The sequence below is a fragment of the Bradyrhizobium sp. 192 genome, from assembly GCF_023100965.1.
Classification (GTDB): Bacteria; Pseudomonadota; Alphaproteobacteria; order Rhizobiales; family Xanthobacteraceae; genus Bradyrhizobium; species Bradyrhizobium symbiodeficiens.
The window spans coordinates 2,232,785-2,256,654 of the sequence record NZ_CP064690.1 but is presented as its reverse complement, the minus strand read 5'-3'; the positions used below and the strand labels follow the sequence as shown (position 1 = coordinate 2,256,654).

The 23,870-nt window shown below is 58.1% G+C and carries 18 protein-coding genes and 3 pseudogenes; 9 read left to right on the top strand and 12 right to left on the bottom strand.

Going from position 1 to position 23,870, the window contains the following annotated elements; genetic code table 11:
• Positions 1-108: 108 nt before the first annotated feature.
• The 3 genes from IVB24_RS10310 to IVB24_RS10300 all read right to left on the bottom strand — a co-directional run bounded on the left by IVB24_RS10310 (position 109) and on the right by IVB24_RS10300 (position 2,719).
• A complete protein-coding gene (locus IVB24_RS10310) occupies positions 109-654 on the bottom strand; it encodes a hypothetical protein (protein WP_247772833.1) in 546 nt (181 codons plus the stop codon).
• Positions 655-683: 29 nt separating this feature from the next.
• Positions 684-1,184, bottom strand: a complete 501-nt coding sequence (locus IVB24_RS10305; protein ID WP_247772832.1) for a DUF6035 family protein — start codon at positions 1,182-1,184, stop codon at positions 684-686.
• A gap of 338 nt (positions 1,185-1,522) precedes the next feature.
• Positions 1,523-2,719: a Fic/DOC family N-terminal domain-containing protein gene (locus tag IVB24_RS10300; protein ID WP_247772831.1), complete on the bottom strand. Its 1,197-nt coding sequence runs from the start codon at positions 2,717-2,719 to the stop codon at positions 1,523-1,525.
• Positions 2,720-2,894: 175 nt separating this feature from the next.
• Here IVB24_RS10300 and IVB24_RS10295 point away from each other — a divergent pair, with 175 nt between their 5' ends.
• The 3 genes from IVB24_RS10295 to IVB24_RS10285 all read left to right on the top strand — a co-directional run bounded on the left by IVB24_RS10295 (position 2,895) and on the right by IVB24_RS10285 (position 5,422).
• Positions 2,895-3,461 (top strand): hypothetical protein, encoded by a 567-nt coding sequence (locus IVB24_RS10295; RefSeq protein ID WP_157642939.1) that lies wholly within the window; start codon positions 2,895-2,897, stop codon positions 3,459-3,461.
• A 455-nt stretch (positions 3,462-3,916) separates the two neighbouring features.
• Positions 3,917-4,561 carry a serine protease gene (locus IVB24_RS10290; RefSeq protein WP_247363814.1) on the top strand — a complete coding sequence of 215 codons (645 nt, stop codon included), beginning with the start codon at positions 3,917-3,919 and terminating at the stop codon, positions 4,559-4,561.
• Between the two features lie 189 nt (positions 4,562-4,750).
• Positions 4,751-5,422 carry a hypothetical protein gene (locus tag IVB24_RS10285; RefSeq protein ID WP_247772830.1) on the top strand — a complete coding sequence of 224 codons (672 nt, stop codon included), beginning with the start codon at positions 4,751-4,753 and terminating at the stop codon, positions 5,420-5,422.
• A gap of 220 nt (positions 5,423-5,642) precedes the next feature.
• Here the strand turns inward: IVB24_RS10285 and IVB24_RS10280 are convergent, their stop codons facing one another.
• The 5 genes and pseudogenes from IVB24_RS10280 to queF form a co-directional block, all read right to left on the bottom strand.
• Positions 5,643-6,221, bottom strand: coding sequence for a DUF2937 family protein (locus IVB24_RS10280; protein WP_247412422.1), 579 nt, complete (start codon positions 6,219-6,221; stop codon positions 5,643-5,645).
• A 184-nt stretch (positions 6,222-6,405) separates the two neighbouring features.
• On the bottom strand, positions 6,406-6,588 hold the full coding sequence (locus IVB24_RS39975) for a zincin-like metallopeptidase domain-containing protein (RefSeq protein WP_018455432.1): 183 nt from the start codon (positions 6,586-6,588) through the stop codon (positions 6,406-6,408).
• A 125-nt stretch (positions 6,589-6,713) separates the two neighbouring features.
• Positions 6,714-7,154: an ArdC-like ssDNA-binding domain-containing protein gene (locus IVB24_RS39970; protein WP_253075698.1), complete on the bottom strand. Its 441-nt coding sequence runs from the start codon at positions 7,152-7,154 to the stop codon at positions 6,714-6,716.
• Between the two features lie 758 nt (positions 7,155-7,912).
• Entirely contained in the window at positions 7,913-8,800 is an 888-nt protein-coding gene (locus IVB24_RS10270) for an arylamine N-acetyltransferase (protein WP_247772829.1), read from the bottom strand.
• A gap of 387 nt (positions 8,801-9,187) precedes the next feature.
• Positions 9,188-9,630 (bottom strand): annotated as a pseudogene (queF, locus tag IVB24_RS10265) (preQ(1) synthase); the annotation flags it as partial.
• A 2,520-nt stretch (positions 9,631-12,150) separates the two neighbouring features.
• Here queF and IVB24_RS10260 point away from each other — a divergent pair.
• Complete coding sequence (locus IVB24_RS10260) at positions 12,151-12,675, top strand: hypothetical protein (RefSeq protein WP_247523365.1); 525 nt, start codon at positions 12,151-12,153, stop codon at positions 12,673-12,675.
• 4 nt (positions 12,676-12,679) lie between these two features.
• On the top strand, positions 12,680-13,363 hold the full coding sequence (locus IVB24_RS10255; protein WP_247772828.1) for an HAD hydrolase-like protein: 684 nt from the start codon (positions 12,680-12,682) through the stop codon (positions 13,361-13,363).
• A gap of 386 nt (positions 13,364-13,749) precedes the next feature.
• Here IVB24_RS10255 and IVB24_RS10250 read toward each other — a convergent pair.
• The 3 genes and pseudogenes from IVB24_RS10250 to IVB24_RS10240 form a co-directional block, all read right to left on the bottom strand.
• Positions 13,750-14,370: pseudogene (locus IVB24_RS10250) on the bottom strand (nitrogen fixation protein FixA); the annotation flags it as partial.
• A gap of 21 nt (positions 14,371-14,391) precedes the next feature.
• Positions 14,392-15,135, bottom strand: coding sequence for a LuxR family transcriptional regulator (locus IVB24_RS10245; RefSeq protein WP_247772827.1), 744 nt, complete (start codon positions 15,133-15,135; stop codon positions 14,392-14,394).
• A gap of 906 nt (positions 15,136-16,041) precedes the next feature.
• The gene (locus IVB24_RS10240) at positions 16,042-16,908 is read right to left on the bottom strand and encodes a hypothetical protein (RefSeq protein WP_247772826.1); all 867 of its coding nucleotides are present in this window, start codon (positions 16,906-16,908) and stop codon (positions 16,042-16,044) included.
• Positions 16,909-17,266: 358 nt separating this feature from the next.
• Between IVB24_RS10240 and IVB24_RS10235 the strand changes: the two are divergent.
• Positions 17,267-18,708 (top strand): annotated as a pseudogene (locus IVB24_RS10235) (IS1182 family transposase).
• Between the two features lie 613 nt (positions 18,709-19,321).
• On the opposite strand, the gene IVB24_RS10230 reads toward IVB24_RS10235, so the two are convergent.
• Entirely contained in the window at positions 19,322-20,776 is a 1,455-nt protein-coding gene (locus tag IVB24_RS10230; protein ID WP_247772623.1) for an IS66 family transposase, read from the bottom strand.
• Between the two features lie 172 nt (positions 20,777-20,948).
• Here IVB24_RS10230 and IVB24_RS10225 point away from each other — a divergent pair, with 172 nt between their 5' ends.
• The 3 genes from IVB24_RS10225 (at position 20,949) to IVB24_RS10215 (ending at position 23,863) form a co-directional block, all read left to right on the top strand.
• The gene (locus IVB24_RS10225) at positions 20,949-21,185 is read left to right on the top strand and encodes a hypothetical protein (RefSeq protein ID WP_247772825.1); all 237 of its coding nucleotides are present in this window, start codon (positions 20,949-20,951) and stop codon (positions 21,183-21,185) included.
• 639 nt (positions 21,186-21,824) lie between these two features.
• Positions 21,825-22,697, top strand: coding sequence for a phosphoenolpyruvate mutase (gene aepX / locus IVB24_RS10220; protein ID WP_247344930.1), 873 nt, complete (start codon positions 21,825-21,827; stop codon positions 22,695-22,697).
• Positions 22,698-23,062: 365 nt separating this feature from the next.
• On the top strand, positions 23,063-23,863 hold the full coding sequence (locus tag IVB24_RS10215) for a phosphocholine cytidylyltransferase family protein (protein WP_247772824.1): 801 nt from the start codon (positions 23,063-23,065) through the stop codon (positions 23,861-23,863).
• Positions 23,864-23,870 lie beyond the last annotated feature (7 nt).

The window sequence follows — 23,870 nt, the reverse complement described above, 5'->3', positions numbered from 1 at the left end:
CTACCAAGCCGCTGCCCCCACAGGCAATCTGGCCCCGTCCGTAATCCTCGACTCACTTGATTGCGCTACAGAATACGTCAAGCGCTGAGATACGCTGCTGGCATTGCGTCAAGCTGAAGAGAATATCTCCGGGAACAAGGCCAGCGCGATCTTTCCCGACACGCTTTGGCGATCGTCTTGCACCACTGTGCGAGCTTTGACGATCTTGTTGCGAACACTCTCGATTTCAAAGAGAGCGTCCCTGTTGGTCAGTCGGGCGAAGGTCCGAATGAGGCGCATATAGCGCTGTCGTCGCTCGACATTGAGGAAGGAATTCAGCACCTCGACAAGATTCTGCTGCCGCGATCCGACTGGCCGACCGTCGACCAGGGAAAGTAAGCAGTTGATCAATGCATCCACATCGGGCGCGTGCAGCTCGTTGACGTCGCTCCCCGGAATCGCCACTTTGGCGACGAGTTCGCCAAACAGGATCTCACGCTCTTTCCATTTCGTACCTCTTTCGGCGAGCGCGCCGCGCCAGCGCGACAGAAAGTCATGATGCCAAGGCGGCCTCGACGGGACCGCGTTTGCGCGCCCTCCCTCGATCCAATTGAGGTCGGAAATCGTGACCAATTTCGAGCGCCATGCGTCTACATCCAGCCAGAACGCGCGCAAGATTACTTCTCGCCGCTGTCTGGAGAGGGCTATCGTTTCATCGTCAATTGAGAACAGGTTCTTGTCGTGGGAGTACAAATGTCCTCAAACGAACTGAGTAATCGGCCGCTCGTGGGTGGCTCAAGATTCCAGGTGAGCCAAATCAGGCGAATGGACGCGCTCTCATAGAAATCTTCGCGTTGCACGATGATGGGGATTTGCGTGGTTGCAAGTTGAACCTCCACGACGAGTGGCATGCGATCATAGATCGCGCGTACGTCCGGCCGCCGCCGTCCATTCTCTAGGATGAGATACTCATCGACGACGACGCCTCCTGCGGTCGTGCGCGGATCGTTGGTCAACAACTCACCGACGATATGTTTGATTTTAGCATGCAGCGGGCTTTCCTGCGCTCCGTCAAATTGCTGCGCGCTAACGATATCGACGCTGGCCGGCGTCCCCGTCCACCAGGGACAAAGCTGTGGGGCACCCGGGGTGGTGTTTCCAGTAAGGCTGGCCGGTCCGGCCTTCGCGCGGAGCATAGACGGCATGTCCGCATTTCGCGCAGACGAAACGCGCTTTCCTGTTGAGCCGCGCGCGCGTCGCCGCGCGACGGAGAACCTTATAATCATCCTTGCTCATCGCTATGAGCGCATCACTCGTGATGCTGTGCATCGATGCAAGGTCAACCACTCTTTTGAGTGTCCTTCGGAGAAACGCCTCGACCATCTACCGAATCTCCCTTCGTCCGGCGTGATCATTGAGCATTTGCGGGATCGCGTGCTATGGAAAATCGCCTGTGTCTGGAAGTCCCGCCGACGGCATGACCGGCGGCGGCGCGAAGACGCAATTCGCGGCCTCACCGATTGTCAGCCCGGCATACCGGCCGTCAGGTGTCCGCACCGGGAAGAATGGGTTCTTCGCCGAAGGGTCGGTTAATGATCGACAGCGCGTCGGGCGCGGCGAAGACGCGGTTGCGCGCATAGCCGGTACGCTCGTTCAAGATTTTATTCTCGACCAGTTGCTCTACCGCTTGCGAGGCTGCAGGCACCGTAATGCTGAGAAGCGAGGCCAGACGCTTGACGGTCAGCACCGGATAGTGCGGCAGAACATCGAGTGCTCGCAGGCTCGCTGAGCCCTGGCGAAATTTGCGCCGCTTTCGCCATAGATCGCCAAGTGCAGACAAAGCGTCGCGCGTCTTCAGCAGCTCATCCGTGGTGCCGACAATTGCGTCTGCCATGAATCCGACCGCTTCATGCCAATCGAGGCGCTGCTGAGCCGCTTTGAGCGATTCATAATAAGCCGCCTTGTGGGCTTCAATGTACGGTGACAGGTAAATCGGCATCATGCCTTCCGCCGCCATCATCAACGGCAGGAGGAGACGGCCGACGCGGCCATTGCCATCACGAAACGGGTGGACTGCCTCAAAATGTGCATGCGCAACCGCCATTCGCACAATGAAGCTCTGGTACATCGCCTGCATGCCCTCGCAGCGCATGTACTTCATCGTGTCCTCAAGACACGCGGCAATGTCAGACGGCGGCGTCGGATTGTAGGTCGAGTAAGCAATATCGCCCCTGCCGCCGATCCAGACCACAACCTGGCGAAGATCGCCGGGCTTGTCCTTGTATTCTGCGTCGCCGCGCATGACGGCGTGATGCAGATCCTGCACCAAACCGCTTGTGAAGATTTCCAGTTTCTCTTGTCTGGCCCGCGGCAGGAAGTCATCGAGCGCGAGCGCGTAGTCACGCACCTGAACTACCGCCTCGACCTGCTGGGAATCTTCGCTTTCTTCACCGGACAGCAATTCGTCAAGCGTGCTGTTGGTGCCTTCGATCGCCGAGCTGCTGACAGCTTCCCGCCGTGGCAAGATGCGGCTGATCAGATACGGGTCCTTTAGTTCGGCCGCGAGCGTCTCGATGCGCACCAAGGCTGCATCCGCCGCCCTGAGCCGGGCAAGGACCGACCCCGCGGCAACCCCGTCCTCAGGCGGGGGCAGCGGAACCACGCCGTAATGCGCCGCATAGGGCGCCGGAAGCCGCTGCAATCGTTCCCGAACGGCGTGAGTGAGATTATCGCGGTTCAAGAGAAACCTTTCGCAGAAGAGCCAAGTCCGACGCCATAATAAAGGTTGTTTATATATACTTCAATAAAGCGACTGGTGGTGGGCCCTATATAACGTTCTTAGGTTCCATCAAGGAACCTCTTGCCCGTACTGTCGTTACGGTATATATCGGGTAACGACAGTACGGAGACATTTCGTGGCCGATCCTACGGTAGTCAGGCGAGTAAGACGCCAGCGCGACGTTCGCCTGGCTGAAGGCTGGCAGGAAGTCCGTGTGTGGGTGCCCACCGAACAAGACGCAAACGACATCAGAAACCTCGCCGCCGATCGCAGGGCAAAAGCAAAAGCGCTCGCCGGCCTTGACGAAGGAATTAAGAGCATGCCCCCAGAAACACTGCACCGCATTGCCGAGGCGATCGCATCCCAGGGCTCGGCAGCCTACACGACCCCTTCCGGTCCTGTACTGGACCTCCTCACCAAACTCGCGGAAGAGGATGATCTCGCGAGCTTCTCGCGGGCTTTCATTCTTCTGGCGCGCGCCGCACCGGCTAGAGCCGCGTTTGTCGCGGGCGCGGTGCCGGCAAAGATCTCCAACTTCCTGATCAAGCATCGCGGCGTCAAGGCGACCGCGCTGATCAAGTGGACCGAGTCGAATCCGGATTGGACTGAGGAGCTCAAGAACGCACTGCGTGATCCCGATCTATTTGTTCGTGTTGTCGAAGACTTCGCCTCTGCGATCAAGCAAGGTGCCGCCGCTCACTAGACCTTTGACAAAGAAACCGGCGCCGTTTCAAAACAGCGGCGCCGGTTTCCTTGTGACTCGGATAAGCCTTTACATTGAATGCGCCTTAGGGCGATTAGCCTTGCCGTGTTAGACTGGACGATGCCCTTTCCAGTCACCCCCGCACCCGGAGACGATCCCCGCCAGTTTCAGATACAAGGCCCGACGGGGGTTCGCCATCCGATTATCTCCTTACTGGCAATCGACAACCACACAGACCGCGTCTCTGGTCTCGGCACGGCGTTCCGGATCGACGCCTTCGGAGGATATCTGACCGCGCAGCACGTGCTTGAAGCATGGCTCGGGCCTTCGCGCCCGCGGTCGACGGTTGTAGGTCTGCTCAACCCGGGGCGGCGCGCCCCGATTGGGGTCGACCGGGATGGTCGTGATTGCGTCAGCGACCGCCTTTCGCACCCCGCCAGAAGATATGCCCTTGATTGGCTGCTCAACCGTGCCTCGAGCCGCATGTCACTCGGCTGCATGACGCTGTCGTTCAAAGCGACAACACGCGCCTGCACGAAGTACGCGATTTTCTGCCCCTGCGGCTGACCGGAAAATGGCCCGAGATCGGCGATGAAGTCATGGCGGTGGGATTTCCCGAACTGCGTTCGATACGGGACCGCGAGATCGACACGGATGTTCTGACCGAGCGCATGTATGGGTCTATTGGCCGCGTAACGGCAGTGCTGCCGAGTGGCCGCGAACATCGGCCTTGGCCGACATTTGCGGTCGACAGCCATTGGCCAGGCGGTATGAGCGGAGGACCCGTGTTCAACCAGGACGGAGAGGTGATCGGCCTCGTCAGCTCAAGCGACGAGCCGGGAAGCGACGGTGCGCAATCCTACGCCTTCCGGTTTGCGCCGATCCCAGGTCTTCAACGCAACCTCCCTCACGTCGACCCATCGAGCCCGGGATGGGTGCGCGGTTGGGCGGTGGTGCGCAACGCTCCTTGGCATGTTGCGGCAATGACCAACGACCGCGCACGGGCAGAGGAAATCTGCGCGACGCTGGCGTCGGACTATTCGGTTCGCTTGGGCTCCCTGCGGGCTGGCTCAGATGATTTTATGAGTTCGGCCGATTAGGCGGGTCAGCTAACTTGGAAGCCGACCAGGTTGCCGATTTCACCAAGTCGTAGGCCCGACCTTTCCCACGCGTAAATTCAAGGCAGCGACGCCAAAATGAGCAAACCATTTGATCTTCTCAATCTCTATGCCCGCTTCAGCCGCTAGCGAAAGATTTCGGTCACGGCGCCCCAGACAGCCCAGGAATTTTTGGCGGCGATCGGCGCGCAGCTTGACAAGGCATTGACCGATGACATTCTGATCGCGGGCCAACGAACCGCGGCAATGTTCGAAGCCATGGTGGTGGCGCTTGGTCATTACAAGCTGATGAAGGTCGAAGATACCGGGCGCGTCTATCCTGTCGGCAGATATCGGGCGCCCGATTTCAGAATCGTACTGGAAGACGACGAGCAATGGCTGGTCGAAGTCAAGAACGTCTACGAGGCAGATCCGGTCCGGCAAGAACGTCAGATCAGGACACCGTCTTATCTGTCCTCGCTCGACAGCTACGCGCGGGCAACACGGGCCGCGCTCAAGGTGGCCGTCTATTGGGCCAGATGGGGCATCTGGACGCTCGTATCCCCGCACGATCTGCTGGATGAAAATGGCTACCTCAAGCTCGACATGAAACATGCCGTCTGCTTCAATGAGCTGGGCAGGCTCGGCGATATGACAATCGGCACAACGCCGCCGCTCACACTTCGGCTAACCGCCGACACGCCCAACGCCATCGGCCCCGACGGAATGGCGCCTTTTACGGTTCGAGAGGTCACGATGCTCAGTGAGGATCGTGTCCTCACGCGTGCGGACGAGCAGGAGATCGCGTGGATATTCATGAATCTCGGGGAATGGGCCGAGCAGGAGACCAGCCATTGTCACTGACGGAAGATTGTCGGCGATCGAGTTTTCTTGGCTGCCCGAGGAACGGCTCAACGAGGACACTGAGAGATTTGAAATAATCGGCACGCTGAGCCGGATGTTTTCCCGCCACTATTCGCAACGGGCCAATGGAGAACCGGATTCAGTGCAAATTGAACTTGAACATCGGCCCAACTGGTTCGCGCCACTGGTATCATCCGACCACAAAAGTGATGCGTTGCCGCTATGGCGCTTCATCCAGCAGCCGCTCGCGGTGAAGACCGCGAACAAGAGTTGAGGTATAGAAACGCCGCGCGGAGTTTGACGGCTTGGTTTGCTGTCCTCCTGCCGATGAATCTCGGTTTCGTCGGATCACGCAGCGACTCTGCCTCGTGAGCCGGCAACAGCCGCCGAGGACCAAGAATGCAGCATAAGGCAAGCACCAGCCGATGATCGCAAATACAATGCCCGTGAGGGTCGTCGGAAGCGCGGATGCATAGGCGCTCCAGGCTTGCGCCATGATCGGCTTGTCGTAGTCAACCGCTACCGCCAGGATGGCCGCAGGCGTGACGCCATTCGCCAAAGCCGATTGCTGCTCGTTCAGCCGGTCCAGCCTTCGAACATATTCCGTCATTCGCTGCGCCTGGTCGCACACCAGTCGTTCTGGGTTCTTCGCCATCACACCGAGTGCGCCCGATCGGTCATAACCCGAGCGGCGAGAGTCCTCGTCGAAGTTGCGCACAATGACTGTCAGCTCGTCGGCTGCGCCACCGAGCCGCTGCCTATACTGTTGCAGGAGCTCAGGAATCTGCGCAAACAGCAAAGGGTTGCGTCATCTGCTTGCGACCAACGTTCACTGCCGGTGGCCTAGCCTGCCGACGCATCACACACCACGCGGGGTACCGACATGCCTGCCATCGAACCAAAAAACGTCACCGCGCAAATCCTAATACTGTTCACTAGTGTCGACGCCTTTCGCCGTGAATACGAGGGGCGCGCAGCCTAGTTCAGCCAGTGGTGAAGGAGCAGGCGCCGATGTTTTCCTCGTGGCGGCGGCAGCGAAAACCGCGCGGGAATCCGACCTTCATCAGCTTCAGCCACTGCGCGAGATACGAGCGTGATCGGCACGCACATTCCTGCGTGATCTGAAGCTCCGCGCACAGGAACGCCGCGCCGATTTCAGCGACCAATTCCTCGGCGGCGTAGGCCGCCGAAGCGTTTGCCGAACGTGCGATCGAGCCTGTGTTTCGCGCCGGGTCAGCTCGTGGACAAGCGTGCGTAATAGCCTTCGCTTGCGGGACAGCGTTTCGGTGCCTCAGAACATTTCCTCCGGAGGCATCTGGATACGATCGGTGGAGGGCCGGTAAAAGGCCCGGTCGCCCCCGTGCTCGATGCGCGCGCCCGTCCCTCTCACGAACGCATCGGCGCCTGCGATGCGGGCGACCGGACCGAGAGGCTCCGGCACTGGGTTCAGGGCGTAACCCTCGACCTGCGCCGCGTTGAACACCCGCGATGCGCGGGCGACACGCGGTTTGCCGTCGTCATCCGCAACGTCGGGATCGGGCTCGGCGTCGAATTCCTTGTTGAAGATCACAGGGCTCGATTTCACGCCTGCGCGAACCTGAGCGCCAAGCTCCGACCATTGTTTGTAAGTGGCCCACACGGGCGAGCTGAACCCCTTTAATTGGGCGGCGACCCAGAGACTCACGATATTGATGCCGGTATAGCCGTTCTTGGTCAGCACATTGACCGGCATGAAGAGAGCGCCGGATGATTGCGCCAGGGTAATTATGGTCTGTCGGGATTCGCTTCGATTGCGGCCACAAGCTGGGACGTGATCTCTGATTAGCATCCTTCCGGGTGGAGACGCTGGTTGATTGAGGGGACATTGCATCGCCTTTCGCTCTTGCGAGCCCGCCGTGATTGGCGGTCTCGATGCCGAGCGAAGGCGGCGGTGCCTGACGAAGTGCCATACGCTTCGAATCCACGGCTAGTCACAGCACTTATTGCTGTAAGCCCACAAGACTCACAGGGAATTGACGAGCATAGCTCCTGATCTCGTACGTTCAACCTGAAGCGGATTCGAACCAAAATTGTGAAACATCGGCTTGGTATAGCTAATAGTATTCTCGGTTTGGTAAATTATAAAATTGTGAATTTGCAGTTAGTTGGTGGTATTCTTAGATTCCGGCCAGGGGCTTGCGGGTCAGGCCATGGAAACGAAGCTTGGCCGCCACCGCCTTCCTCGACCATGCCGAGGATATTCGACCACCTCTCCGACGAGAGGGATCGCCGCAGCCCGCCCCCTCCGGCCAGCTGTGACATAAAGGCGCCAGGCGCTCGGCACCCTTGAAGCCACGGATCGATGGGATCATTCCAGAGCAACTCGATCGTCCCCTGAAGCACTACGACATCGTCAATAACAGAGTCGACGATCCCGCCCTGGGATTTGGAAGAGACCGCACAGGCCATCGTCGCGCTGGGAATGCTTGATCACTTTCTTTGCTATACAAGTCAACGTGACCCAAGCTTTTCCCATAACGAATCAACGGTGCACTTAGTCAGTCGGAGCCCGAAGACATTGGCCAAGACCTGCTGCAGTTCGATCTTCGTTTCCAGTGTTTGTGTTTCCCTAAATTGGCTGCGAGTCAATCTGAGCTTCTTGTTAAGCAAGGTTGCACGTCCCTCCGATGTCAGCACACTCATCATGAGGACGGATGGAAAGGGCATACGGTCCCAGCGTGCGCAGATGAAGTTGGCGCCCTCGAAATCGGGTGGCAGGGCGACGGCTCGGTCAATGCCGAAAAGAGCGAACCATTCATCTTCGTTCTTGCGTTCAAGCACGAGCTCTCCACTGGCCGGGTCGGCCCGCAGACGAAACACGTCCCCGCCAACTATTTGCTGCTCCTTCGCATCGATTCGTAGCGGTGCAATCGGTGCCGGACCGGGAAAGCCGGCATCGGCAAGCCAGTCGCAACCCTCTATGGTCACGATCAATGCATGATGTGTGCGTGGGCCACCTTCCGAAGCCCCCATGCGCACCCTGCAAAGAATTGGCCGGACCGTGAAATCGAGTTCTTCGAGCGCCAAGCCAAACAACTTGTTCAATTCGAAGCAATAGCCGCCTCGCCGGGCATCGATAAGTTTGGCCCAGATCGAATTCTCAGTCAGATCGGGGATATCGCCCAGCAGAACATCAATGTTCTCATAGGGGATCGCTCGCATTTGAGCCTGCTGGAGCGCAAGAAGGCCATCAACCGTTGTCGGGACTTGAGCAAGGCCGATCCGATCGAGATAGGTCGCAATTTTAAATGCCATGGCACGTCCTCTGATGTCTGGATTCGTTTGATTAAGCCGCCGGAAGCGCGATGACTTCGCAGGCGACGCGTAGAAGGTGGCCATCTCTCCTATAGAAATGAAACAGCCCCAGCACTTCCGGCGACAGCCTCAGTGCCAGTATCGAGCCAACGGGCCATTTGTGCACGGCCGGAGGAGCCCATAGGACTCCCGGTCCGCGGCGATTTGCAACGGCGATCTTCCAGCCTTGCGAATCATTTCGTCTCGCCTCGCCGCGAATGCTCCGCGTTTCGAGATCCACTGCCGCCCGCGATCCGCCATCACTAAGTAGAGAACGGCGACAGCTACCAGCTGAGGAATCGCTCTCAGCTACACCAGCAGTTTCTGCCGCGTTCAACATGACATCACCCTTGATGAATCGTAGTTACGAACCTGCAGCTCTTGCGCTACTAACGAGCGGCTGTCGCTCTTTTGGTTGCTCAGCCGACGCAAGCGATAAGGCGCCACGCCTGTATCGCGCAACCAGGCGCCCTCCGGTGGCGCGCCGGTCTGCCAGAACACGTCGATCGGGATGCCGCCACGCGGATGCCAGTAGCCGCCGACGCGCAGCCACAGTGGTTTGATGGCCCCGGCAATGCGTCGGCCGACTAGCGCTGTGCATTCATCATGCAAAGCGCCGTGTTTGCGGAACGAAGTCCTGAACAGCTTCAGTGATTTGGAGCCCACCAGTGCCTCGTCGGGCGCGTAGTCGATTACGATGAAACTCGGCTGACCGGTGACGGGCAGACCGAGGTGAATTCCGGGCAGGTGCAGCGCACGATGGCGGGCGGTCCGTCGCCGCGCCTGAGCGGCGCGTTTTCGAGGACCGCCTTATCTGGGCTTCCTGGCGTCTCGACGTGGGCGCCGACCTGTGTAAAGTTCCGGGTGGTAGGCACGGGCAACTCCTTGATGCATGCCGCCGGAAGTGCAGCCGTCGAGCCGGGCATCGCCGATGAAGTCCTCCTGATCCACTGCCGCTGCTCTCGAGTGGACGACGACATCGGAGAAGCCACCGCGATCGTCGCAAGGGTGAAGCCGCAGAACCTTCCAACCCCGTTACCGCACGCCGAGAAACTTCGTGTTTGAATGATGACGCGCTCAGTCGCGTGCAGTCACCTCCTGAGTGCTCAGCTCCGCTGCCTTGGCTCAACGATTGCATCCATATTGCTGGCTTGGTCGCCCCACCGATGTTGAGGGTTAGTAGTTTGTCGACGTCGGCAGGCTTGTCGACGGGCGACATCTTGGCCCAACAGGCGACGGTGCGACGGCGGGCGCCGCTGGCAAAACGCAGCAGATAGGCCGATTTCACGGCCGTATGTCTTGAGTGATACATAGGTCACGGTTTAGTCCTTGATGAGCGCCAGAAATTCGCTACGCAGTATTTTGCTGTCGCGGAAACACGGCGCATGATGCTGGTCACCATAGTGGTTTCCGTCTCGCGAACGCCTCGCCACACGCACTGGTGCCGCGCCGTAACCATGACGGCCAACCCCTTCGGATTAATGTGGCCTCGAGCTCGTCTGCCAACATAATACGCTTCCTCTTGGATTGCGGGAGCGCCATGATCAAGTTGGCCACACGCACACCTTTGCTGATACCGATCACCGACACCAGGCAGCACGCCGACCCACATGCGGTGGAGCTTGTCGGGGCCGAACCATCCCGAGCCGCCGGGCCGCAATGAGCCGAACGAGGCCGAGAGAAGCGCGCGGCGGGCGCCGGCGGTGAGGCCGGCGAGATCGGGGCAACCCGGCTCGCCGATCACGAGCGTCGGTTGCGGTGTGGAAAGGTCCGGGAGGCGCATCGAAAACCCTCAATGAAAATGCCAATGACCGGAACAAAGTGGTGCGAGCACGCCGATCTCACGGTGATGGAGCCAAGCGCGTAGGTCTCTTGCAGGCAGCCCGCGTTTGGCAAGTTCCGTAGCCGCAGGGCTAGGTTCAAAGCGCTCGACGAACACCTGGCGCACGTACATCTTGGCTATCCGTTTTGCAGTCCCAGTCGTGTTGTGGTCGCGGCTAGTGTCGATAACCAAGCCTCAAGCAAGACTGCAAGTGCGCTCGACTTCTGCTTGTACTATCTCACCCTCACCGGGCCGCAAGTATTCTGCGACATTGGCGTTTATTCCAAAGGACACGCCTGCGTCGAGCAGGCGTTTACGAGTTGCTTGCGTTGAGCTCATCAAACATCCTAGCCGGGCGCTTTGCCTCGCTCTCGCGCGAACAAGTTGATGTGCGGGCGCTTCTGCATTTCGGCAGTCCACATGATGCCCCTGGCGTCGGAACGGCCGCTTGTCGCCTCCCGATCTGCGATTACCTGCCGCATGGCCTTGATATCCTGGATGAGTTCGAGACTTCCACCGTGTCGGCAGTATGGCCAGTCGAGCGATGCCATCCATTGTGCTGCGTAGCGCCTCCAACGTTCGAAGAATGACGGAGTTGTTTGATGGAATAGATAGCTTTCATCTGAACTCTTGACTGGTGACGGCGAGAGATCGCTGTTTTTGAAATGCATCCTTCACCGTCGCTGCAATCAACGTGCCGAAAACCGCCTTCCTCGTCTTGCTGCAAGAGAACAACACCGTGCGCTTTGCGAGCGCGCGGAAACATTTTACGCCCTGATGTCGGGGACCGGACATTAACGTCTTCAAGACGACCCGGCTGAAAACAGACATAGCGGCGTGAAAACATGAGCCGGTCCCCTTGCCGACCTCGCTTGCGTCTGCGCCATGTGCCTGAAAGTACATTCAGTGAAGCCTAGCCGAATCGCACGAGCTTCGTTCACAAACGCCCTCATTTATGTGACGCTTCAATAGCCTTCACTTTGCGTATCGATGCCGTCACGGAGCGTCTACCCATTGAAACCTGCAACAACGGCGGACAGCGCTGTTCGCTCCGTGACATCAAGGAGATCGGAGCGTGCACGAATTCAATCAGCAAACAGGGCCCGATGGTCCCTCAGGTGGGGGTCCAGTTCACTGAACGTTTTCGTTCTTCAGCGTAGGGTTCGGACTGGCCGCTTGAGGATTGGACCAAGACATTCCCGCCGCGGCAACAGTCGCGTAACGCTCTTTGCTGCGGCTGCTAGGCGGTGCACCGCGGGATAGCCCCATCAGGCACCGTGCCCACCAAAGCTGACTTTTGGCGGCCGCGCTGTCGGAAGTCAAGCAGCCGGATCAGGGCGGCTGTTTCGAATCACACAGTTCGCTTGCCAAGCTCGGCGAAGCCTCCTGCCCGCGAAAGAGGACTTGGTACGAGCCTTGCTTGCTGAGGCGCAAAACCATGTGCTTCGCGCCAGTCGACGGATTACCTCCGCTCGGTGTCGGTTCCAGACATCGGATGTCTGCAACCGTACAGGGGGGAAAACAACAACATGCAACGGGCGACATCCATAATCGTCGGTCAAGGAGACATAGCATGTCCGGTGCTGCAGGCGCATTTCTGTTGCCTTCAAGCCGCTCACAAAGGCCGGTTTCCGATCAGCTCAAGCACATGGTGCCGAAGCTTGAAAACCGTGCACAGAGGGGGTTCGGCGTTGCCGCATCTATGCATGAAGAACGGTTTCAACATACAAAGTCATGCCGGCCAGCAGGCAAACTAGCAGATGTTGATTTCACTGAGCAGGACGCGCATTCCAGGCCGCATGTAGCTATAGCACACGTTCGCACTCCCTCTCACAGGGAGAAGAGTGACGCCGACTTCCAGCCCTTTGACAATCATAAAACCTCCCGCCGTCGTTTGACGGTTTGTTTGAACGGGGCTCTGGTCAACGCTGATGTGCCCTTTGAAGTCTGCTTTCTTTGCTGCCGCGGGGACATGAGGGAATCGGTCTTTCTGCGTTTACGTTCGAGATGCCGCCCCGTTGGCGGGCAAAAACGCGCAGACGAGACTTCGAATAGATTGATCGCCGATCTCACCTCAACGAAAACGTCTGCAGCATGAGGCCATGATGAAACCTGCTCTTGTATTCGATTGGAACGGCACTCTCCTCGACGACGCCGACGCCTTGCTACAAACGACGAACACCATTTTGGACCGCTTCGGCCGAGCTGCCATCGACATGCACACTTTTCGGGATCATTTCGATGTTCCACTTTCGGTTTTTTACCGCAATCTAGGAATGTCGGAGAGTGAAATCGAAAAGGTCGATAGCCATGACAGCGCTATTTTTCACGACACTTACGAACCGCTGGCGAGCAAAGCCGAACTGCGCGAAGGCGCGCGTTGCATTTTGGAAACGGCACGTCAACAAGAGGTTCCCAGCATTATTGTCAGTAACCATATAGTCGATCCCCTTATTACCCAATTACGAAGACATGGAATCGACGATTGTGTCGCGGAGGTTCTGGCTTTTGAAAGCCGCGCTACTCAATATAAAGGCACAAGCAAAGGAGAGCGGCTTCGTCTGTATATGCGAGCATACAATCTGAACCCCAGCTCAACGTTCATCATCGGGGACATGCCGGTCGAAACGGATATTGCACGCGAACTTGGCCTGATCAGCGTAGCCATTACGGGCGGATTTGTTTCCGAGACGCGTCTGCGAGCGGCGCAGCCGGATTATCTCATCGAGGACCATCATAAGCTGCTGCCCGTTCTGCAGGAGCGTGGCGTTTTTCAGAACTCATAACGACGCAGAGCATGACTGAAAACCTCTACCGTCCATGTCTTCCTGTTCTCCAGCGAAGCCTTCACACTGATGGCCGAAGCATCGGCTCTGGACGGACGAGGCCCAAACGAAGGTGCGCGCCTAATTAGTATTGGCCGATAGGGGACTTCGCCGTTCGAGTTTGTCAATCTGCACCTGACGCAGTCCGACTCAATACCCATTCCTTGCGTCGAGGTCCTTCCAGACGGGCCGCGGACTTGAAGACGTAAGACCCGCGCCGAGAAATTTCCTCTTGTCGGGAGCGCGCTTGCCGCGGCCCTGCCGTCGAGTTCTTATCCAGGAGCGGTTAGAGCCTCGGAATTGTGCAGCGACGCGCATGCCTGAAAGCGCCCACAAAGCTGCCCAGATTACTCGCGGACCGGTGCGGCAACTTCCGCTTCAAGCTTTGGCTGGTGCTTGAAGATCGCGTAGATCAAAGCTTGCGGCGGCTGCTCGGAAGCCTCCACCAGCATCGCTTTGTCAGCGCGCGCCGAGGGAGCGAAGACTCACTTGATCACGGTCGGCCAGACCACATTTGGAAAGGTCCTCGAGACCCGCGTCCTGTGCGTTCCATTTCACGATTGGCGCGCGGGCGGCTCGTAGCGCATCCGGCCATGGCGCCGCGGCGAATCTGGTGGTGGCCTCGAGAATCGTAATGAGATACGGGCTGGTAAGCAGAACCTGGACACCGCCTTCGGCACGTCGTTCCGTTTGGATTGTGCGCACGGTTAGGTCTAGTGCTCTGATCTTGCCGACGTAGGTCAGCCGTAGCATCCCAAGCCGCTTCGCAATCCCGGGTCCCACCTGGGCGGTGTCACCGTCGATGGTTTGCTTACCGGTAAAGATGAAGTCGGCGGTCCATGCTCCTTACGAACTTTTCGGATGGCGGCTGCCAATGCGTAAGTTATCACCAGAGTATCAGAACCAGCGAAGCGCCGGTCAGTGAGCAGAACGGCTCGATCGGCGCCGAATGTCAGCGCCTTGGGTACAATCGTCGTCCATCAAGATGCTCACGCAGCATGGACATCAAAAATAAGATTGAGGCGGATCGCCACAATGACGGCTTGGATCCGGCTGGTCGCGCCCAGCTTTCGCATCGCGTTCTTAAGATGAAAGTTCACCGTATTCTCGCTAATTTGTAATATCCTCCCGATTTCCCATGACGATTTGCCCTCTGCCACCCACCCTAGACAATCTAATTCCCGCTGTGATAGCGCAACTCTCATATTGCAGTTATCTTCCGCCGGACGTTTGATCTCCACACAAGCGGTGTGAAAGTGCCAGGCTAGTGCGTTCAGATGGCCTTTGGAATGTTGAGGATCGGCATCGTCGAACCGAGATGCAAACGATACGACCGATAATCGACCTAATGGCCCAAACAATGGTACACTCATGCCGTGCTTGAGACCGGCCTCTCTGGCCTCATCAAGTACGCGCCTTTCGTCGGGCTGTAGTTGATATTGCTCGGCGAGTTGATCCCACAGAAACGGCCGCGAAAGCGTCGGTGTCCGCCGGACCACCGGATCGATTTTGTGGTACTTTCGCTTAAAATATCGTTCACACCACTCGGGCGGCCACTTAACGGCCACGGCGGGCGGCGGATACTCCGGTAGGCGAAGTGGCTCCGCGAAATTGAGCGCTCCGTAAGAGACTTCGCTGAAGCCTTCGTCGCTGGCACAGCTCACAAGAAGCTCGAAAAGCGATCGGAGGGATTGCGTTCGCGTCGCGCATTCGGTGAAGCTGAAAAGATCCATTTTGGGCGCCTCAGCGGGCTGACCCAAGAGGTCGATATTGCGCCGCTCGATTGAGCTTGTTTTAAGCGGAGGCAAGTTCCAATCCGTCGCCGAGCCGCTCCGTGGTCCCGAGCTCAACGAGCCCTGTGTCACCGCGGATGTTCGGCTTGCTGGCGAGCATGAAAAGAAGTGGGCCAAGGTCGTGCACGATCTACGGATCTGCATCGTCAGCCCCCAACTGATCTTCACCGCGCCGGCACCGACGAGAGCCGGGTCGATGAGCAGTCCAACAGACTCGCCGCGCAAGTTTGGCTTCTTGCATGAACAATGCGCGACGTCTGGGTGGCTTAGTCGCACGCCTCCGACGCGAACAATTCTTAAGGGTTGAGCGCGACCGGCCCTCGTGGTGCAAGACGATGTTCGTCGGGGGGATACCCCGATATGCCGGCAGTCGGAAATTCTGCTTGGTGCAGAGGGCACTTTGCATACGCATCTCCGGAAGGGAGAGAACCTAGGGATGAGAACAGCAAGGGTCGTACCAGTTGCACCGCTCCAAAAAATCGGGTTTAACGACAATGACTTGAGAGAATTGGGATAGCTGCCTCGAGCGCGGGCGTTGAAGAATTCGCGACAACAGGAGGAAAGCCGACAGCGCCATTTGGCTTAATTGTTCGTGACGATTGCCTGATTGGCTTTTTCTCTTGACGTGAGACCGGTGCCCCTTGTGCAAGGCACCGCTGATCGCTCATTATTGCGTGTCGCTTGCCAATAAACTGAAAACTGGGAACGAGCGAAAACGTTCAAGGACAGCGCATGCAGGCTGTCTGAATCCTTTGTGAGCCGAATCCGCTCTGGCCGACCAACACATGCACTTCTGAGGCACTGACGGGAGATGAGCGCTCGTCTGTCTAGTTGCGCGCCGACGCTTCAATCTGTCACTGCGGCTGTTAGCGGCTTACCGACGTTTCTCAGGACAGCGGCGCGGCAGTTGACAAACATCTGCTTCGTGTAATTCTCGCCGAAGTAATCCAGTACGAAGGTGCCTGTATAGTCCGGATCATCGCCCACGCTGCGGATTAGGCTGTCGAGAATCTCGCCGATTTCTGGAATTCGCTCGCAGTAACGGGCACGGAGAACATTAACAGCGTTCATCGAGTGAACTGCCTCGTCGGCAACCACCTCTCTCAGGCAACGAAGGAAGCTGCTGCCAAGTCCGGCATAGAACTCTCTATCCGCAGCATAGGCGCGGCAAGTACACATCTCATCAAATGCGATCATAACGATCAGAGAGAATTCGTCCTTCAAGTATTCATTGATTGCAGAAAAACTATGCGATCGAGCCTCCAATCTGTCTCGAAGATCTTTTTCGGATTCACCAGCGACAAGCTCCATGATCCGGATGAAACTATCGGTGTGACGCTCTTCGTCCGTGGCCCAGGCACTAATAAACGCCTCAGCTTCGTTGGTGGCGATCAGATTCCGGTTGAACACTTCTTGTTTTAAGTGCCTCGCATCGTATTCAGTATACAACTCTGGCCACAACTTGTCCCGACGTGCGCGCACAGTCGATGGTCCGGCCGTGAACATCGCCGGCGTCAACTCATCGAAAATGTCTTTTGGATTCCAGTTCCGTCGAATCGGCGCAATCATCCGACTGTCCTTCTCTGCGAGCAGCCTGGCAGACGGCGCTCGCAAAGCACACTTGCTCCACACCAAGTATGCTGTCGCCCCCTCGTTTTGGTGGGCAATTTCGAGACGCAACTCATCAAACGGTTTGACACTCGCGATCATCAACAGAAGCTCATGGGGGACGGTCAACGTTTTATAGTTCGCGTGTAGTGTAGGCTGCGGCATCCCATCGCTTTCTTTGCAAACCGCTCCCTTTGCTTGCGCGGCAGGCGAACTGGGGGTCGCGGCGGCCTCCCGGCGTGCGTCAAAGCAGAGAGCCGACTGAAGGAATTCTGGCCGATTTGGTGGCCGGCCGCAGGAGCTTCGCTCGGATGTGAAGGAGCATGAGCCAAGCTGGGCCCATCAGCTATGACGGGTAAACCGGACTTGACCTCCCAACGCCTTTGACCGCCCCTTTTGACCCTGGCTGTGTGAAAACGCCTTGTCTGCTATGATTCCCGCACTGAATCGGCGGGGGCTGGGCATGAGTCGCTTCGTTCAAGGGGCTGATCGCGGGCAATCGACTTTGTTGCCGGAATGCCTGGATGACTGGGTTTTAGATGACAATCCGGTTCGCGTGATCGACGCCTTCGTTGCGGCCCTCGATCTGGCTGAACTTGGGTTCGGTGGCGTTGAGCCTGCCGGCACAGGTAGGCCGTCGTATCATCCGGCCGCGCTCTTGAAGCTCTACATTTATGGTTATCTCAACCGTGTGGATTCGAGCCGCCGGCTCGAGCGTGAAGCTGGCCGCAACGTCGAAGTGATGTGGCTGCTCGCCCGGCTTGCGCCCGATCACAAAACGATTGCCGATTTCCGCAAGGACAATGGTCTCGGCATCAGAAAAGTCTGCGCGCGCTTCGTCGAGGTGTGCCGCAAGATGGGGTTGCTCGCGGCAGCCAGCGTCGCCATCGACGGCAGCAAATTCAAAGCAGTCAATAATCGCGATAAGAACTTCACGCGCGGCAAAGTCGAGCGGCGGCGCACGCAATTGGAAGAGAGTGTTGCGCGCTATCTCGCTCAGCTCGATATCGCCGACCGGCAGGAGTCGTCGGAAACGCTGGAATTAAAAAAGACGCGGATCAAAGAAGGGGCTCGAAAATCTGGCCGTTGAAATGGCGAAACTCGCAGCCATTGAAAAACAGGTTCTGGCGTCGCCCGATCAGCAGATATCGTTCACGGATCCTGACAGCCGTTCGATGGCCACGAGCGGCCGTGGTTCCGGCATCGTCGGCTACAACGTGCAGACGGCGGTCGATACAGAAAACCATCTGATCGTCGCGCACGAGGTGACAACAAGTGGCTCAGACCGGTCACAACTTGCAAACATAGCACAGCAGGCCAAAGCCATTCTTGAGGCCGACACGCTCGATGTTGTCGCCGATCGCGGCTACTTTCAAGGGCGACGAAATCCTGGCGTGCGAGCAATCTGGCATCACGGTGACGTTGCCTAAGCCGATGACATCGGGTGCGAAGGCTTCTGGGCGCTTCGGCAAACAGGACTTTGCTTATCTGCCAGATGAGGATGTTTATCGCTGCCCGGCCGGTAAGCAACTCAAATATTATTATACCAGCGAGGAAGACGGCCAGAAGCTGCGCAACTATTGGACGAACGCCTGCAAAACCTGTCCACTCAAATCGAAGTGCACGCCGAGCCCGCAACGTCGTATCAAGCGGTGGGTGCACGAGGACGTTCTCGAACGCGCTCAGGCGCGGCTCGACAAGAATCTAAACGCCATGCGCACACGCCGCGAGACCGTCGAGCATCCGTTCGGCACACTGAAGATGCGCATGGGCGCGACGCACTTCTTGTGCGTGACGCTGCCGAAAGTAGCGACCGAGATGGCGCTGTGCGTGCTCGGCTACAATCTGACACGCGTGCTGAACATCGTCGCGATGAAACCGCTGCTGGCGGCGGTAAGGGCGTGATACGGGCGCTGGCGCGCGCCTTGCGAGTCATCGGGCGCGTGAAAGAGCCCGACATTGCGTCAGGATGAGTTCTGGTCGAGTGGCCGTAAAATTTGCCCAAATTGATCGGATTGCGGTAGCCTGAGCTCAACCGCGCTGGTCCGCGTCATGCAACAGTGTTTTTACACGACCAAGACCCGATCCAGGCGTTCAGCCCTGACGACATCGTTCGCGGCATGGCGCCCCGCGGCTGCCAAGGAGATTCTCGAACTCCATTTGAAGCGGCCTACGCCATTCTACGCGCAGGTGGCGGTGGCGCGCGATGCTCCACATTGAATGATTTCACTTCGCAGGGAGTTGCGAGGGGTCGGCCTGCTTCTGGAGTAGCAATCCGAGCTCGCGTGCCTTCTTCCTTACTGAGGTGACATGGCGATCGAGCCCCGGCTATGTCAAAGGCCACGCGAATGGTCAAAGCAGGAGGCGCAGCGATTGACAGCTCTCGCGCGTCAGAAAACCTGCGCCGTCGGACCCGGTATCTGGGTTGGATTCCGCCCGGCGCCGACAGTGCGGTCGCGATGTGTGTCTCTGTCCTAATTCCCACATTTGCGGTAACTGCCCAGGTCCGTTTGCTCGGTTAGGCGACGCTGAGTTTGTGGATGAGTTGTGTGGGGCATCGGGACAATGTTTCGAGCATGTTCCATCCGCGCTTTCGAGCGGTACCGATCAGGGTGCGAAGCGTGGCGAAATTGTCTGCGCCTTGTGAGGTGCGGAAGCCGGCAGAGATCTTCTGCCGCAATTTCATCATCCGAGCATCGCGCTCGGCCTCGTTGTTGGTAAACGGCACCGCCGAGTTGTGCAGAAACAGCAGCACCGCCTCTTTATGTAACTTGAGGCGCAACAGGAGATTATGGCCCGTGCGCCGTCTGATCCGCCCGCGCTTGATGTCGCGAGGCAGCGCGGGTAGCGCCTCGTGCCAGGCGATACCGGCGCGGATAATGCGGTCATAAAGTCGCTCGGCGGCGCGGATTCTGTTGGGACGCAGCGCGCCTGTCTGGTCGGTTGGATGCTCTGACGCCAGATTGACCTCGTGGCACAGGCAGCGGAGCAACCCGCGCATGCGCCGGGCCCAGGCCTCGCCATCGATGTCCACCAGCGCCGTCAACTCGCGCAGGTGATGCGCATTGCACAGCGCATGCGTGACACCGGACATCTGAAAATAGGATGTCCAATGGTCGTGCACAACGATATGCGCCGCTTGCGTCAGCACCTCGCCGCGCCTGGGTGAGACGCGATAATGCACCAGCCCATTGATCCCGGCGGTGCCCGCGACATGCAGCCATTGCGGCGTGGCGCCCACCCAAAACCCGGTCTCATCCAAATGCTTGACCGGTGCCCGGCGGATTTGCTCGCAGACTGCCGCAGCGAAATCCTGCGTCCGGCTGGCAGCCCGGGCGATCATTTGTCCGATCGTGCCGGCCGAGATGGTCACGCCAAACAGATCGGAGAGGATTTGCCCGAGCCGATCTTCAGGCAGAAACTGTCCCGCCGACAGATAGGTCACCACAGCGGCCAACCGGACGCCATATTGCGCCGGCGCCCTTACCTCGGGTGGAAACGATCCTGTCGTGACCGCGCCACAGCCGCTGCATTTGCAACGATAAAGCTGATGCTCCGTGACGAGCAGCGGCGCCGGCGCCGGCAGATCGAACACCTGACGGCTGCCGACAAGTTCCAGCAGTTCACCCTCCAGCGCCATTCGGCAGCGCCCGCATCTGACAGGGCGATGCATGATCGTATGATCGACCCGTTCGGACCGCTTCAAGTGTTTGCCTGCATGGCCGGGCTGGCCGCCGGGCTTCTTCAACCCTCGCTCACGCAGGCTCTGTGTCCGGCGAGAAGCCTGGCCCGGTCCATCGCTCGAAGGCGGCTTGCTGCTATTGGAGCTGTCCAGACCAAGCCGACGCTCCAGATCGGCCACACGCACCGTCAGCAATGCGTTCTGCTGCTCCAACATCAGGTTGCGCTCCTGCAACTCCCCAATCAGGGCCAGCAGGGCGTCCACAGACAATGAGGAATTTGGCGGCGTCACCCATACCTTGACTCACAAACACATGTGGTCAGTCAAGAGAATACAAACGGCCACCTGGACAGTTACCATTTGCGAACAAAAGCGCAGCCGCTTGTCGCCCCTCGGACAGACGGGCCAAATCCGCTCGGCTCCAACTTCACTATTGGAAGCAGTCATCGGTTGGGGAGACGAAATGGAACATTTCCTATTAATTGAGATGACGCGCGACAAATATGTCGAGCGGTGCAAGCAGCGGGCTTTCGATTATCTCGACCGAGCTGATGTTAGGAACTCGGTCGCCTCGTTTGTGCGCAATATGAACGCGCTTCCCGATTGCGAGTTGCCAAACTACTTGGCAATGCTTGGCGGTTCGCTTCTGACGGCGAACGATGCGCTCGGCCGGAGAACGCTCATTGAAGGATTGAGGTGATGGTCCGATGATCAAGCCAGCGAGGGTCTGGGCCCGGTCAATTTCTTGGGGAGGGGATGGCGCACTACCGAGCTTACCTTTTGGATCACGACCGCCACGTTATAAGCATGGCCAATTTGCAGTGTGCCGACGAGCAAAAAGCACGGGAACGTGCTCAGCAGCTAGTTGATGCCAACGACATCGAGCTATGGCAACTCGACGGACGTATTGCGGTGTGTTTGAAGCCGCCACAAGCCGAGCCTCGCACGTGGCAGGACAGGCAAGACCGCGGCGCCCTACATTCAAACGAAACGTGCGTGAAAGTTAAGCGCGCGTCTCAGTCCTAGGCTTCGGTTGATTACGGATCACAGGCGCGGGATAGCTGGGGAAGACGCTCGGCATGGGCTGCAAGTTGCCGACATAGCGATTGACCACGCGGAAGATGATTCTTGAGCACTCCGACACGGAGCAGGTTTGCGGGCGCGGTCAACTACCAACCCTCGCAATTGATCTAGATGACGGAAGCATGTCACCTATCGATTGATGAAACGGCCGGTCTACACGTTAGGCCCGTCATCACAAGGAATTGGCATGCAAGACCGATTAGCATCTGTTCGCGCCAACGGCCCTGATCAATCCGCTGGTTCCTCACCTGCTGAAATGCTGCGGGCCGAAATCTGCTGCCGCAGAGAGCTATCGTTCCTCATGGAAGCGCATGATGGTCTCTCCGCCGCAATCGCTGAGCGCGCGGGGTTCAAAGGCCTCTGGGCGTCCGGCCTGTCAATTGCCTGCTCCCTGGGCTACCGCGATGCCAACGAAGCGTCGTGGAGCCAACTCGTAGATGTAGTCGAGCGGATCGTGGACTCGAGCGGACTGCCTGTGCTCGTTGACGGAGATGGCGGCTTCGGGAATTTCAACAATGCGCGCCTCGTGACACGCAGGCTCCGTCAGCGTGGAGCAGCCGGCGTGGCGCTCGAGGACAGTTGCTTTCCTAAGATGAACTCGTTTGTTGGGCATCGGCACCCCCTCGCCGATATCGACGAATTCTCTGGCCGCCTCCGGGCAGTGAAGGATACAGTCGCGGACGACTTGATCTTGGTGGCAAGGATCGAGGCGTTGATCGCTGGGCATGAGATGGACGAAGCACTTTCGCGCGCTCACGCCTACGCCGACGCGGGAGCCGACGCGATCCTCATTCATTCGCGAAGGAGCACCGCGGACGAAGTCCTTTCGTTCGCGCGCGCTTGGCAGAACAGACTGCCGGTCGTGATCGTTCCGACGAAATACTATCGAACACCGATTTCTGTATACCGAAACGCCAGCATCTCTACGGTGATCTGGGCCAACCAGTCTATGCGAGCGGCAATAGCGGCAATGCGTCAAGTCTGCGGTCGCATCATCGCTGAGGAAAGCACCGCGAGCATTGAGCCGCACATCGCTACTCTCGAGGAAGTCTTCGAACTGTTCAAGTACGACGAACTCGCCCGTGCGGAAACGCGATATTTGCGTCCCGACGCTGAACTGCGCAAATAGGGTTTCGTCGACACAGGGGCGCATTTTCGTTGTCCACCTACTGTCCTGGACTTCCTCCTAGCTGGCCAAGTTCGACTGCAATCTCAAATGCCTAATCATTGCACTGAGATGTCCTGAGATAGCGTAGCCCGCCTCACTCAACCGAAATGCGCAGTTTGCCATCTCGGCAGCTCGAGGCACCGGATCCAGCGCCTCCCTTCTCTCTGGTGAAAGGACCGACGAGAACCATTTGTCTGTCTTAACGCTTGGGCTCCATTTTCAGATGGCTCCGGCAGACCTGATCTCGCTTCAGCACGCCTAAGCTGGCGCCCGAAGAAGTCCGTCGGTGTTTCACCTTAGAGGCGCGACGAAAAAGGAACTAAACTGTGACCGATGCTCCCAAGAACGCCATCATTCTGGCCGCTGGCTGCGGCTCTCGCCTGCGTCCTCTGACAGATCTGCGGCCGAAGTCGCTGGTCGAGGTCAACGGCACTTCGATTCTTCACAACGCTCTGCACAATCTGGAAGCTGTCGGCGTGGAAGAGGTGACGATCGTGGTGGGTTACCGCAAAGACGCCATTCAATATGCCTGCGGTAGCAACTTTGGCGAGCTCAAAATCAAATATGTCGAGTCGACCGTCTTCGACCGCACCGGAAGTGCCTATTCTTTGTGGCTGGCGCGCGACGCTCTTATCTCCGGAGACTGCTTTCTTCTCGAGGGCGACGTCTTTTTCGAAGAGGATGCGCTGCGACACTTGATGATCTGCCGGGGGACCGACGTAGCTGCAGTCGTTCCCTTCGATGATTCAATGGAAGGGTCGGCCGTCCTGTTGTCGCAGAACGGCTTCATCTCAGGTTTTCGACTGAAGCAAACCGCGGCAGATCTTGTTGCGGATGGCCCAAAGCTTTTCAAGACGATGAATCTCCTACGGCTTTCGGCGCCGACACTCAAGGCAACGATCGTTCCGACACTGGACGATATCATCGCCGCTGGAGCTAGGCAGACCTACACTGAAGAACTTTTGGGTTATCTGATAGAGAGGCGAGGCCTACAGCTCGCCGCGGCGCGATGCGACGGCCTCAGCTGGTACGAAATTGATAATGCTGACGATTTGGAGATTGCCGAGCGCATTTTCAAGGACCGAACGAATGCCTACGCGGCGAGACGTGATTTGCAAACGAGGTGAGAGTTCA

Excerpts from the sequence above, each read along its gene's own strand:
- aepX (WP_247344930.1), top strand. The coding sequence starts at position 21,825 with ATGCTGCGGGCCGAAATCTGCTGCCGCAGAGAGCTATCGTTCCTCATG.
- IVB24_RS10305 (WP_247772832.1), bottom strand. The coding sequence starts at position 1,184 with ATGCCGTCTATGCTCCGCGCGAAGGCCGGACCGGCCAGCCTTACTGGA.
- IVB24_RS10255 (WP_247772828.1), top strand. The coding sequence starts at position 12,680 with ATGATGAAACCTGCTCTTGTATTCGATTGGAACGGCACTCTCCTCGAC.
- IVB24_RS39970 (WP_253075698.1), bottom strand. The coding sequence starts at position 7,154 with ATGCCGGTCAATGTGCTGACCAAGAACGGCTATACCGGCATCAATATC.
- IVB24_RS10270 (WP_247772829.1), bottom strand. The coding sequence starts at position 8,800 with ATGGCCACCTTCTACGCGTCGCCTGCGAAGTCATCGCGCTTCCGGCGG.
- IVB24_RS10245 (WP_247772827.1), bottom strand. The coding sequence starts at position 15,135 with ATGGATCTTTTCAGCTTCACCGAATGCGCGACGCGAACGCAATCCCTC.
- IVB24_RS10225 (WP_247772825.1), top strand. The coding sequence starts at position 20,949 with ATGGAACATTTCCTATTAATTGAGATGACGCGCGACAAATATGTCGAG.
- IVB24_RS10260 (WP_247523365.1), top strand. The coding sequence starts at position 12,151 with ATGTCCGGTGCTGCAGGCGCATTTCTGTTGCCTTCAAGCCGCTCACAA.